The 13,387-nt window shown below is 46.3% G+C and carries 10 protein-coding genes and 1 pseudogene; 4 read left to right on the top strand and 7 right to left on the bottom strand.

What is annotated here, in order from left to right; translation table 11 throughout:
- Positions 1 to 32: 32 nt before the first annotated feature.
- From HPS54_RS10950 to pta, 6 genes are all read right to left on the bottom strand, one after another.
- Positions 33 to 1,421: a TolC family protein gene (locus tag HPS54_RS10950; RefSeq protein WP_172345492.1), complete on the bottom strand. Its 1,389-nt coding sequence runs from the start codon at positions 1,419 to 1,421 to the stop codon at positions 33 to 35.
- Position 1,422: 1 nt separating this feature from the next.
- Positions 1,423 to 4,620: an efflux RND transporter permease subunit gene (locus tag HPS54_RS10945; RefSeq protein ID WP_172345491.1), complete on the bottom strand. Its 3,198-nt coding sequence runs from the start codon at positions 4,618 to 4,620 to the stop codon at positions 1,423 to 1,425.
- Between the two features lie 23 nt (positions 4,621 to 4,643).
- Positions 4,644 to 5,843 (bottom strand): efflux RND transporter periplasmic adaptor subunit, encoded by a 1,200-nt coding sequence (locus HPS54_RS10940; protein WP_172345490.1) that lies wholly within the window; start codon positions 5,841 to 5,843, stop codon positions 4,644 to 4,646.
- A gap of 339 nt (positions 5,844 to 6,182) precedes the next feature.
- Complete coding sequence (locus HPS54_RS10935; protein WP_172345489.1) at positions 6,183 to 7,376, bottom strand: acetate kinase; 1,194 nt, start codon at positions 7,374 to 7,376, stop codon at positions 6,183 to 6,185.
- Between the two features lie 73 nt (positions 7,377 to 7,449).
- Positions 7,450 to 7,860: a four helix bundle protein gene (locus HPS54_RS10930; RefSeq protein WP_172345488.1), complete on the bottom strand. Its 411-nt coding sequence runs from the start codon at positions 7,858 to 7,860 to the stop codon at positions 7,450 to 7,452.
- Positions 7,861 to 7,885: 25 nt separating this feature from the next.
- Entirely contained in the window at positions 7,886 to 8,896 is a 1,011-nt protein-coding gene (gene pta / locus HPS54_RS10925; protein WP_172345487.1) for a phosphate acetyltransferase, read from the bottom strand.
- 556 nt (positions 8,897 to 9,452) lie between these two features.
- On the opposite strand from pta, the gene HPS54_RS10920 reads away from it, so the two are divergent.
- Genes HPS54_RS10920 through HPS54_RS10905 form a run of 4 tightly spaced genes read left to right on the top strand, consistent with a single transcriptional unit; the run spans position 9,453 to position 12,958 of the window.
- Entirely contained in the window at positions 9,453 to 10,046 is a 594-nt protein-coding gene (locus tag HPS54_RS10920; protein WP_172345486.1) for a hypothetical protein, read from the top strand.
- A gap of 2 nt (positions 10,047 to 10,048) precedes the next feature.
- A complete protein-coding gene (locus HPS54_RS10915) occupies positions 10,049 to 11,452 on the top strand; it encodes a tetratricopeptide repeat protein (RefSeq protein WP_172345485.1) in 1,404 nt (467 codons plus the stop codon).
- Between the two features lie 10 nt (positions 11,453 to 11,462).
- Entirely contained in the window at positions 11,463 to 12,317 is an 855-nt protein-coding gene (locus tag HPS54_RS10910; protein WP_172345484.1) for a hypothetical protein, read from the top strand.
- A gap of 2 nt (positions 12,318 to 12,319) precedes the next feature.
- Entirely contained in the window at positions 12,320 to 12,958 is a 639-nt protein-coding gene (locus HPS54_RS10905; protein WP_172345483.1) for a hypothetical protein, read from the top strand.
- Positions 12,959 to 13,267: 309 nt separating this feature from the next.
- On the opposite strand, the pseudogene HPS54_RS13150 reads toward HPS54_RS10905, so the two are convergent.
- A pseudogene (locus HPS54_RS13150) lies at positions 13,268 to 13,387 on the bottom strand (IS30 family transposase); the annotation flags it as partial.

The raw sequence follows: 13,387 nt of genomic DNA, 5'->3' as shown, positions 1-13,387 counted from the left end.
ATGTCTGATGTTTGACGTTACATCAACATTCTTTACTCCCTGCCTCCGCCAAGTGCGCTGTACAGGCTTACGACAGCCTGCATCTTGTTGAAGTCGTCGGCAACCTTTGCCAGTTCGGCATTGAGCAGTGCCTGCTGTGCCGTTATAACTTCCAGATACGTACTTCCGGAACTTGCCATGAGGTCTCTTGTATCCTCTACGTTCTTTCTCAGCACCTCTATCTGCTTTGCCTCGATACGGCTCTTCTCGTCCGACGAATTGTACATGACAAGGGCATTGCTCACCTCGCTTCCGGCAGATAATATGGCGTTCTGCCATGTGTTATATGCCTGTTCATACTTGTATTTTGCCACTTTCAGACCGGCAACAATCTGTCCGTTCTGGAATATAGGCTGTACAAGACTGCCCACAGCAGACAGCAACCATTTGCCGGGATTTACGATCCCGCCTCCCGAGTTGTTGGTAAAGGCTCCAGAACCGCTTATCGTTATGTTCGGATAGAAACGCGAACGGGCTGTCTGCACGTCATAGAAACACTGTGCCAGTGTCATTTCCGCATAGTGTACATCAGGACGGTTGGCAAGCAACTGCAAGCCTACACCGGTGCTGAACTCGGCAGGAAGCGACTGTTCGTCTATTTTCCCGCGTGCAATGGTCTGTGCCGGTTGTCCTATGAGCAGCGACATCGAGTTCTCCACCTCGCGTATCTGGCGTTTCAGATCTTCTTTCTGTGCAAGTACGGAATAATAGTTTGACTCCGCACTCTGTACGGACGTGGAACGATAACCTATCTTATTCTCTTTCAAGAACTTCATCTTCTCCCACGTATCTTTTGTCAGTCCTTCCATGTCGGTGACTATTTCGAGCTGCCTATCGAGCATCATCAGTGTGTAGTACATATTGGCTATGCCGGCTATGACATTCGTCTTCACAACCAGCTGATAGTCCTTTGTCGCCAATAATGCCATCTGGGCACTGCGTTTCTGGTTCAGCAGATTACCGAACAGGTCCACGCTCCAGCTTGCGTTTACCGGAAGCGAATATACCTTTGTCGCCTTGTTGCCGTCCCATGACGATATAGTTCCCTGAGGAGTAAACGTAAACGACGGGACGAAAGCCAGTTTCGCTACGGTCAGCTGTGCTTCAACCATTTTCACGTTAAGTGCGGCATTGAGCAGGTCTACGTTATGTTCCAGTCCCGTTTCGATAAGCGACTGCAACCGTGTATCCGTAAAGACACTGCGCCAAGGCAGATTGCCGAAACTCGTGGTGTCCGTCACTGCAAGCGTGTCATTAGCCGAGACAACGTCACGTACAAGTCCGCTTGTATTCACATCCGGACGCTCATACTTGTTGTATAGTCCGCAACTGCTCATCAGAACAGTTGCAGACATTATTGCTATTATATTAGATCTCTTCATATTAGTCTTTGTTTTTTAGCTTTTCCACAGGACGTGCATACTGTATCAGCTCTGTGTCTACAGTTGCAGAATTGTCATCCTCAAATTCGATTGGCTTAATCTTCTCCTGCAAGTACTGGAATATCACGAACAATGCCGGTACCACCATAATCTGGCAAAGCATACCTATAAGCATACCGCCGATTGCCGAAGCTCCAAGTGTCTGGTTTCCGTTTGCTCCTACGCCTCCGGGGATAAGCAGCGGCAAAAGACCGATAATCATGGCAAGAGATGTCATGAGGATAGGACGCAGACGGGCTGCGGCACCAAGAACGGCACTCCATGATATCGCCATACCTGTACGGCGGCGGTCGAGGGCGAACTCAACAATAAGAATGGCGTTCTTTGCAAGAAGTCCGATAAGCATGATAAGCGAAATCTGCATGTATATGTCGTTCTGCTTTCCGAACATGTTCGTGAACAGGAAGGCTCCTGCCAGACCGAACGGAATGGAAAGGATTACCGACAGCGGAAGCAGATAGCTCTCGTACTGCGCACTCAAGATAAGGTACACGAACATTAGACAGAGAGCGAAGATAAGCATCGTTGAGTTGCTCGACTGTTGCTCGGAACGTGTAAGTCCTGAAAATTCGTATGTGTATCCGGAGGGCAATGTCGTTGATGCAACTTCGCTGATGGCGCGTATGGCATCACCCGAAGAATAGCCTTCGCCGGCAGAAGCATTGACATCGATAGATGTAAAGAGGTTGAAACGTCCCATCTCCTGCGGACCGTATACCCTCTCAAGGTTCACATATTCCTTTATCGGAGCCATCTGTCCGCTGTTTGTGCGCACATAAATGTTCTCCAGACTCTTGTAGTCCTCACGCGTCTTGGGGTCACCCTGTATATATACACGATAGAGTTTTCCGTATGCGTTATAGTTCGAAGCGTACAGACCGCCGTAGTACCCCTGCATGGTTGTAAGTACGGCAGACGGTGATATACCGCTTTGCTTACACTTTACAACATCCACATTGATAAGATACTGGGGATAGCTTGAGTTAAACGACGTCATGGCGTTGCTTATCTCCGGACGCTCGTTGAGTTTCTTAAGGAATTCGCGTGTTATCTCCGCAAACTTGTCCACGCTTCCGCCTGTACGGTCCTGCATAGAAAATGTCAGACCGTTGGTTGCAGAGAAACCTTGTACCATAGGCGGCTGGAATGCCAGTATCTGTGCTCCTTTTATAGCTGCAGTCTGCTTGTATATCATTCCGAGTACAGCGGTAGAACTTTGTCCCATATTACGCTCTTCAAAGTCTTTCAGCTTGACGATGAAAGTACCCTGGTTGGAACCTTGTCCGGCAATGAAGTTATATCCCACGATACGCATACGTTCGTTCACAGCCGGATTGCTTGCCAGCATGGCATCTACCTGATCCATTACTTTCTCAGTAGCCGCAAGACTGGTTCCCGGAGGTGTGGATACGGTACAGAACACGGTACCCGTGTCCTCGTCAGGTATAAGTCCTGTTCTTGTCGTGGCTCCCATTATCACGAGCGCTGCAATTCCCACAACAACTGCTATGGATGCTATTATCTTATGTTCCACGATGTGGCGCACACCGTTCTTGTATTTCTCCTGTATCTTTCCGTAGGCAGTATTGAAACCTGCATGGAAACGGTCTATCAAGGACATCTTGCGTTCCGTTCCATCCTCATTCTTCGGTTTCAGAAGGATTGCACACAGTGCCGGAGACAGCGTAAGGGCATTAAGAGCCGAAATTACAATCGATATAGCCATCGTTATACCGAACTCACGATAGAATGTTCCTGATGTTCCGCCGATAAACGATACGGGGATGAACACCGCAGACATTACGAGAGTAATGGAGATAATGGCTCCCGAGATTTCGCTCATGGCATCGATAGACGCGGTACGTGCCGACTTGTAGCCAAGATCGAGCTTGGCATGCACCGCCTCGACGACGACTATGGCGTCGTCCACCACTATGGCAATGGCAAGAACCAGCGCCGACAGCGTCAGAAGGTTTATCGAGAAACCGAATATGAGCAGGAAGAAGAATGTTCCGACCAGTGACACCGGTACCGCGATAAGCGGTATGAGCGTGGAGCGGAAGTCCTGCAAGAAGATGTATACAACGAGGAACACAAGGATGAACGCCTCGAACAAAGTTTTGATAACCTCGTGCATTGAAGCATAGAGGAACGTCGTTACGTCCTGCATGTACTCAATCTTCATGCCGGGAGGGAACATCTCTGCCTGTCCGTCAAGCGTCTTCTTTACGTCCTTTACAATCTGTGTGGCATTAGATCCGGCAGTCTGTGCCACCATCATCATCACGGCGGAGTTGCCGTTCACGTCGGTCTTCACCGTATAGTAAAGTCCGCCGATTTCCACACGTGCCACATCTTTCACCTTCAAGGTCTGTCCGGTGTTGTCGCTCTTTATTATAATGTTGCCGAATTCCTCGGGTGTCTTGAGACGTCCGGTGTAGCGCATCACATACTCGTAGCTCCTGTCGCTTTGTTCACCGAACTTTCCCGGAGCAGCCTCGATGTTCTGTTCTGCCAACACACCGGTAAGGTCTGACGGTATAAGTCCGTGTTCCTTCATGCGTGCCGGGTCGAGCCACAGACGCATGGTGTATGTCTTAAGGCCGATCGACTGGCAGTCGCCCACACCGTTCACACGCTTTACTGTAGGAATGATGTTGATGTCCGCATAGTTTGACAGGAACTGTTCGTCATAACGACCGTCACTGGTGAGGGCAAGGATAAGCACATTCGATGTCTGCCTTTTCTGTACAGTCACACCTCCCTTGGTAACTTCTGCCGGCAACAGGCTTGATGCTTGTGACACACGGTTCTGGACGTTTACCTGAGCCATGTCGGCATTGTAGCCTTGCTCAAAGTAGACAGTAATGGATGCCATACCGTCGTTGGTGGCGTCAGACGTCATGTATGTCATGCCTTCCACACCGTTTATCTGCTCCTCCAGCGGTGCAAGCACGGACTTCTGCACTGTCTGCGCATCGGCTCCCTGGTAGAAAGCCTTTACGCCTACCGTAGGCGGTGCAATGTCGGGATACTGCTCGATAGGCAGCGATACCAGTCCGATGATACCCAGTATCACCGTCAGTATGGAGATAACCGTAGACAGTACCGGGCGTTTGATAAATCTATCTAATTTCATCTTTTACCTTATTAATATGTTCGTTATTTGCTGCTGAAAGCTTCCTTCATTTTCTTATAGTCGCCCTGTATTGAACCGAGTTCCTGCGCTTTCTTTATTTTCTCCTGATATTGTGCCTCGGTTATGGGTTTGATTTCCATTCCGTCGCTCAGTGCCGTAACACCGCTTACAACAATCTTGTCGCCTGCTTTCAGTCCGCCGGTTATTATATAGTTCTTGCCGTCGTTGTTGGGATAAATGCTTATCTCAGTATATTTCACTTTGTTTCCGGCTCCGAGAACGTATGCGAAATGCTTGTTTTGAACCTCAACCACCGCTTCCTGAGGTACAAGTATGGCATTTGCGTCCTTGTGCGGCACAACGATTGAGCCGGAACCGCCACTCTTTAGCAGACGCTCCGGGTTAGGGAAGTCCGCACGTATCTGTGCCGAGCCTGTTGTCGGGTCGATAACACCGCTCACGGCTGCCACATGTCCGTCGTGACCGTAAATGGAGTTGTCGGCAAGTTTCAGTTTAACGGGGGGGTAATCCTTTATTGCCGCGCTCATGCCTCCTGCCGTCTTGGCAAGATCCATAAGGTCTTTCTCTGTCATCGAGAAATATACCTGCATCGATGATATATCCGAAACCGTTGTCAGCGGCTGCTGGCTTGAAGCGCTGACAAGTGCCCCTACCTTGTAGGGAAGCATGCCGACGACACCGCTTGCCGGACTTGTCACATAACAGAAGTCAAGATTCTGTTTCGCAGACGTATAGCTTGCCTTTGCCTGTGCAAGCGCAGCTTGTGCCGTTTCATAGCTGTTCTTTGCCGACTGTAGCTCGTATGAGCCTATCACGTTGTTGTTGAACAGTTTCTGATTGTTCTCGTATGTCAGTTTGGCAGTATTCAACTGAGCCGTTGCCGAGTTCACGGCTGCTTTAGCCTGGCGTACCGCAGCCTCGTATGTAACATTGTCTATGACGAAGAGCAACTGCCCCTTCTTCACAGCTTGTCCTTCTTTTACGCATAGTTTTGTAATAAATCCTGAAACCTTCGGACGTATCTCTACGTCTTGTACACCTTTTATTGTTGCCGGATAAGATGTCTCCAACTCTGTGCTTGTAGTACCGAGAGTCCTTACAGCATACTCGTTGTCACCGAAATTGGGCTTGCCTTGTTTTCCGCCACATGACACGAGCATGGTTGCAAGAGCAACTGCCAATAAGATTCTGTTCTTTTTCATACCTAATAACTGTTACTATATACTTTGTTTTTACGTTTGTCTTGGTGCTTCGGCATACAATGAATGCCGATATAGAAAACTTTACACTGTTAAAAAGTTTTCTGCGTGCAAAGATACATTATTTAATTTAACGGATTGTTTCGAGTAATGAAATATTGTGATGTTTTAACTTTATTTTTCCCTAAAAAAGGACTTTCAGCTTATCCCTATGGATACTAATGTCTTATATCGTGTGCGGCATGTGTTATTGTTATTTCGTCCGGTAGAAAATGAAAAAAGACAGGCAACAGGCTTTACGCCTGTTCCTGTCTTTGTATGATCGGATATTTCCGTGCCGTATTACAGCAGGTTCATCGTGTCTGTCGCAATCATCAGCTCCTCGTCGGTGGGGATTACGACAACCGTAACTTTCGAGTCGGGAGTGGATATCACAGCTTCTTCACCGTGAACGGCGCTGTTTTTCTCCTTGTCGAGTTTGATGCCCATCCATTCCATGTTCTCGCAGACTTCTTCGCGCATAGACGACTGGTTCTCGCCCACACCCGCCGTGAATACTATGATGTCGCATCCGCCCATTGCAGCGGTGTATGCTCCAACATATTTCTTTATGCGGTAGTTGTACATGTCGAGTGCCGTTTTTGCCAGTTCGTTGCCTTCTTGGGCTGCTGCATCGACCTCTCTCATGTCCGAAGAGACACCGCTCACGCCTGCCACGCCGCTCTTCTTGTTTAGCAGATTTGACATGCCGTCGGCATCGAGGTTGAGTTTCTTCTGTAGGAAGGTTATCGCTCCGCCGTCGATGTCTCCGCTGCGTGTTCCCATCATCAGTCCTTCGAGCGGTGTCAGTCCCATCGACGTGTCCACACACTTGCCGCCGTCAACTGCTGCTATACTGCCTCCGTTGCCGATGTGGCAGGTAATTATTTTCTTGTCGGCAGCATTCACGCCGAGGAACTCGCACACACGCTGCGACACGTAGCGGTGGCTGGTGCCGTGGAAGCCATAGCGGCGCACGCCGTATTCCTTGTACAGGTCATACGGTATGGCATATAGATAAGAGTGCTTGGGCATTGTCTGGTGGAATGCCGTGTCGAACACACCCACCTGCGGCAGACCGGGCATAAGCTCGCTTACCGCCTTTACACCCTTCAGATTTGCCGGATTGTGCAGCGGTGCGAGGTCGCTGCATTCTTCGAACACTCTCAGCACCTCATCATCGAGCACCACGCTCTTGTTGAACTTCTCTCCTCCGTGCACCATGCGGTGACCTACGGCGTCAATCTCTTTCAGGTCTTTGATAGCCCCGATCTCGGGATCGGTGAGCAGACTGAAGATGAATTTCACTCCCTCCGTATGCTCAGGAATGTCGTGCATAACCTGTCTTTTCTCTCCGTTCGGCAGCTTCACCTTCACAAAAGCACCGTCAAGACCCACGCGCTCAGCTCCGCCCGATGCCATGACAGAGTTGTCGTCCATGTTGTACAGCGCGTACTTGATGGACGAGCTGCCGCAGTTTAATACTAATATTTTCATAATTTAAATGAAGAATGAAGAATGAAGAATGAAGAATGTGATTTACTTCTCCGGCTTCAAGACTTCATTCATTTTATTTGACTATTATTTTGCTGTTACGTTTCACGGTTTTTATTGAGGCAACTAAAAGAGCTATCAATTCGCTGCAATCAGCTGCCATGCTTTCAAATTCCTTTGTCGTGATGCAATCGGTATCTCTCAACAGATTGAGCCAATTCATTGTTTCGTTGGCTTCTTTTAATGCTATTGAAAGTTTTGAAGCGAAGTCTGAAGGACTCTGAGCGAATTCCGATTCATGTACATTGGCAGAAACGGATGTTCCCGAACACAGCACCTGTTTGTAGATTGTTGCCAGGTGCCAGTCGTCACAGGACAAATGGCGAAACATTTTTACTATTCTTACTGCAAAAGAATAGCTTTTAATGTGAAGTACCGACCCTTCTCTCTTGTAATTTATAAAAGAAGAGTTATATTCATTCTTCATTCTTCATTCTTCATTCTTCATTTACTTACGCCTTCGCATCCATCGCCTGACAAGCCGTTATGGCAACCATCTTGTAGATGTCGTCTACGGAGCAGCCGCGGCTGAGGTCGTTCACGGGGCGTGCTATACCCTGGAGAATCGGACCAAGGGCCTCTGCGTCGCCAAGGCGCTGAACCATCTTGTAGCCGATGTTGCCCACCTCGAGGTTAGGGAATACCAGCACGTTGGCATGACCTGCTATCTCGCTGCCCGGCGCCTTTTTTTCGCCTACGGCGGGAACGAGGGCTGCGTCTGCCTGAAGCTCGCCGTCTACCTTCAGCGACGGGTCAAGTTCCTTGGCAAGTTTTGTAGCCTCAACGACCTTGTCTACCACCTCGTGACTTGCGCTGCCCTTGGTAGAGAAACTCAGCATTGCCACGCGCGGGTCTGCAAAACCTGCTACCGACTTTGCCGTCTGGGCGGTACATACCGCAATCTGTGCCAACTGGTTGGCATCGGGCATCGGCGTTACGGCAACGTCACCCACAACAAGAACACCGTTCTCGCCGTACTGCGGCTGCTTTGTTATCAGCAGCATGGCACCGCTGACGCATGATATGCCCGGAGAGCACTTGATGATCTGCAGTGCGGGGCGCAGAGTGTCGCCCGTTGTGCTGAGCGCTCCTGATATCTGACCGTCGGCGTCGCCCGTCTTGATAATCATACATCCTAAGTAAAGAGGATTCTTTACAAGCTCGCGTGCCTGCTCTATTGTCATGCCCTTCTTCTTGCGGAGCTCTGCAAGCAGTGCGGCATACTCTTCGCTCTTGGGATTGTTCTCGGGGTCTATCAGCGTTGCCTTGCCGATGTTTTCCAGTCCCCATTTCTCTGCCAGACCGTTAATCTCGTCGGGATTGCCGATGAGGATTATGTCTGCTATGTCTTCAGCCAACACCTTGTCGGCTGCTTTCAGTGTACGCTCCTCTGTTGCTTCGGGGAGCACGATGCGCTGTTTGTTGCTCTTTGCGCGCTCGATGATTTGCTGTACTAAATCCATTTGTTTTGTAGTTTATTAATATATGTGTTTTTAATATGTATGTTCATGTCGGTCGGGGCATATACTCCCGGCATCGTGCGGCATGTCTCCGTGCGGTATATACCTTGCTATGCAAAAGTAGAAAAAAAAACTGAATAAAGTCTTATCAGACGTTAAAAAAGACTTGCATGCCGTTTATTTTTCCCTTGCACGTGAATGTCTGTTTTCCAACAGCTGACCTTTAGCATTCTAAAAGGTGCCCTTTTGCATTCTGAAAGACCACCTTTCAGAGTCTGAAATGCCACCTTTTGGAAGCTAAAAGGTATCATCTTGATTTTCAGAGAGATACATCGAGGATGTAAAAAGTTGTAAAATGCTTGTAAATAAAATGTAAACAGCCTGTAAAAAGTTTGTAAAACCACATGTCATAACATTTTGTTTTTTTTGATATGACGAATTGTCATAATAGTCATAAAAACGGGAAAAAGGTGTACGTCATCAAACAACGTAATGATGAAAATACTATATTTGCAGATATGAAAAACAAACATTAAACAAACTAAAAAACACAAACGACATGAAAAGATTTTTGTTTCTATTGTTTCCCGTGCTTCTTACCGGAAACGTTTTTGCCGATAATGGACAGCAGACGGGACAGAGATCTGACCGTAAAATCATTGAAATTACAAAAATCGTAAAGTTGTCCGTAGAGCAGGAAAAAGCCATACGCGAAGCATACGACAGGTATAACGAGAAGATCGATTCTTCGCTTTATGACATAAAAGATGCCGTGGTGGCGGCAAGAATGAAGTACGAGGCAGGCAAGGCTTTTAATGAAGCACTGATGAATACACTGACCGAACCGCAGCGTAACAGGTATATACGTGTGACATCAACTCCGGAGATAGAAGTAAAAGCACAGTACAAAACAGACTTGCTTTCTGAGACGGGAGAGTATACAGATGCGGAGCTTAAGGAGAAGAAAACCGCCATATTCAATTATCTTATGGCGGAAAAGATTGTATATGTCAGGGACAAATATAATATAAAGAAACAAAAGGAAAACATACGCAGGCTTAAACAAGTGCAACCTGTGTCATTGCGAGAGAGCGAAATACGTGAAAAGCAGAAAGCGCAGGGACGTTTTGTAAACGGAAAGGTAAGGTGGTGACAATGAAAAAGATTATATTAATAATATGTATGTTCTGTGCTTTTGCCGCAGTACGTATGCAGGGACATCCTCTCGATTCGATAAGCACGAAGCGACTGCTGAGGATTGCCCACAACTGCAAATATGGAATAAATACAAGTGTCGACCTTGAGAAGGCTGCTTATATATATAAATATCTTGCCCGAAAGAAACATATTGTGGGTATGCGTGAACTCGGCTTGATGTATATAAAGGGCGAGGGTGTGAAGCGTAGTGTCATGTCTGCCCGTCGTTTGCTGAACGAGGCGGCGGCTTGCGGGGACAAACGGGCTATGTGCGAGTTGGGACGAATGTATCAGTTTGGCGACGGCGTAGGGCGTAACCTTACCATTGCGTATGCCTGTTACAAAGAGGCGGCTGACAGAGGAAGCGCACAGGGATGTTACGGCGCGGGATATCTTACGTATAAAGGCATGGGTGTGAGACAAGATTATGCCAAGGCTGTGGAACTTCTTGAAAAAGGCTCGGGCAAGAACCATCCGGGTTGCAGCTTCCTGTTGGGCACCTATTATGCTCATGGATATGATACGGTTCCAGACTATAAGAAAGCCGAGAAATATTTCGAAAGGGCTGTAAAGAACGGGCACGGATGGACTGTGGACTTGACGAAAAACAACGTGCTTGACTCTATAAAGGCGCAAAACGCAAGTGGAAAAACCGAGTGGAAAAGAATAAGCAGTTCTTACAGAAGCGCACGCAGGATGAAAGCCATGTGCAAGACGGCACGCAGGGATTCTATTGCCGGTACGTGGAGCGGTAAGATATATACATACGACTGGTCCGGCAAACAGATACTGAAAGAGGAAGACTTGTCAATGTATATATCATTGGATGACAGTTTATTGTCTGTAAGATGGATGTCGGGTGATGATGTCCGTGCCGTCTTCGTGTCGGACAGAAGGGTTGGGAACAGTTGGTCAAGACGCAGAATTACGGATGAAGAGAAGCTGCTTAAGTGGGTAATCAGTAACATGTCGTTCGAATTCTCGCCGGACAATACCATGTACACGCGGATTTCTACGGCAAAGACCTCTACACGAGAGAAGCGTAAACCCATGGTGGCGATAATGAAACGTGATTTTGCCACTACAAGCATAGACAATGTTTTGTCGGTAGATGCTCCGAAAGTTACACCTATGCCGATAACAGACGACCGATTTACCGTGAATATTACTGCACGCAAGCAGTGTATGGTAAAAATGAGCATATACAGCGTATCTGGAGCGAGACTGGCGGATTGCGGAAGTCATCATTTATCGGAAGGAGCCAACAACATCACTGTCAATGTTCCGCTTGCCAAAGGACAATACATCCTAAGCATAGATGGTGAGGGCATGCACGAGAGCGTAAACATCATTCATTTATAGTAATTTAACCATGAGAATACTGAAGATATTGTTTTTAGCCATATCTTTGTCAATGCCCTTGACAAGCTATGCTTGTTGGGACGATGATGATGACGATTGGGGTACATGGGATCCATGGAACGAGGATGACGACGACGACGGCAGTTATGACTATGATTCATGGACAGATGCCGGATGGGACGGATATGGAAGTAACGGTAAAGACGATGGCGGTGGAAGTGATTATGACTATGACGATTATTATGGTTATGGAGTCGTAATTACACCGGATGACAATGATAATGACGATGACTGGTGGAGACAACCAGATCAGGGTGATGATTATTCAAATGATGAGAACGATATTGAAAATGATAATAGTGATGATGATATTATTGATGATAAAAATATAGATAATAAAGATGAATTAAATAGAAAGACACCATCGCAAATAACAAATACAGCAAAAAATACTGTGGCTACTATAATATCCAAATATGGAACCAAAAATGCTTATTGTAATTTTGGCGTGAAAATAGCTTTTAAAAGTTTATTTAATAAAAATGATTTGGAGGGTAAAAGAGCTAATGATATGGTGCGATATTGGATGAACAATCCTATACATTGGGAAAGAATCTCTATAACAAATGCTCAAAGGCTTGCAAATGAAGGCTTTTTTGTTGTTGCAGGATGGATAAATCCCACCGGAAATAGCGGACATGTTGTTGTAATAGTACCTGGTGAATCAACATATAGTGGTAGTTGGGGTGGTTATGTACCCAATGCAATGGATACTGGATATATGAAGAGGAGTTCTTGTCAACCGATAAGTAAGAGCTTTGGTTCAAGTAAGAAAAATGAAGTAGTATTTTTTAAATATAAATGATTATGAGAAGTATATTATTGTTTTTTGTAACATATTTGTCAATATTGAATGTATATGGGCAGATACAAATATTCAGAACAGGTGATAATGGAAATATTATAACATCTCCGGAGTATATAGAACCATTTATCAATGGAACCCATTCTGATATAGAACCTTATATCTTAAAAGAGACATCGGTGATAAATACGGATGTCGGTTATACGATAAGATGTCTTAGATATAATGGTTGGGAGAATGAGACGGGAGATTTTAATGTCATAGAAATAAATACGGGTCAGGGCGAAGTGTTGAACTTGCAGTATGATGAAGGTTGGGAACGTGTTTCTATGCCCGGATTGCAATACGGCAATAAATCTTTTTATCATGAAACGTTGGTAAACGGCGAGGTTGCTCTGTTCTTCACAGGTGCTACATTGATGAGTCAGCCTCCATATCTTACAATTATCATATTGGCTCATGGAAGAGCGTGTCTTGTATTTAATAAGAGGATGATTGTAAACAATGTGGTTCGTGAAAATGGAGACTTGCTATTTAATTTGCAAGAGAATGTAATAGAGTGGACGGATGAGTACACTCCGGCTGACGATGCCGTATTGCATACAATATCAATAAAGAATGGTTTGATGTATTTTGAATGAATAATATTGCGTGGCATGAAACATGCTTAACGTGAGCCATACGAGTTGTAATGGCTGAATTCAAATTGATAATGCAACAAATGTGTCAAAGAAGTGAGTAAGCAAAGAGCATATAAAATGGGGACAAAAGACCTATAACCTCTTTCGTCCCCGATATTAAATGCTTACCTTTGCAGACAAACTTCCACATAAGTTGCAAATATGGCAAAGCATCTAACAGAGTTGCAAAGGTACGAAATATCTTTCAGACTGCAAAACAAAGAACGTCCTATTGACATCGCCAAGGCTCTTGGAGTACACCGCGCAGGTTCAACTGGCAAGTGCAAAAATAGCGATTTGTTTGAAGAATTCTTCTTTTGGAGTTGAGAAATTGAGTTTTTTGCGTGGACGGAGATTCAGTTTCTTTCCGACATTCCGAATGTAATTGTC

The organism is Xylanibacter caecicola (assembly GCF_013166515.1).
Lineage (GTDB): Bacteria > Bacteroidota > Bacteroidia > Bacteroidales > Bacteroidaceae > Prevotella > Prevotella caecicola.
This window is presented reverse-complemented; position numbering and strand designations above follow the sequence as displayed.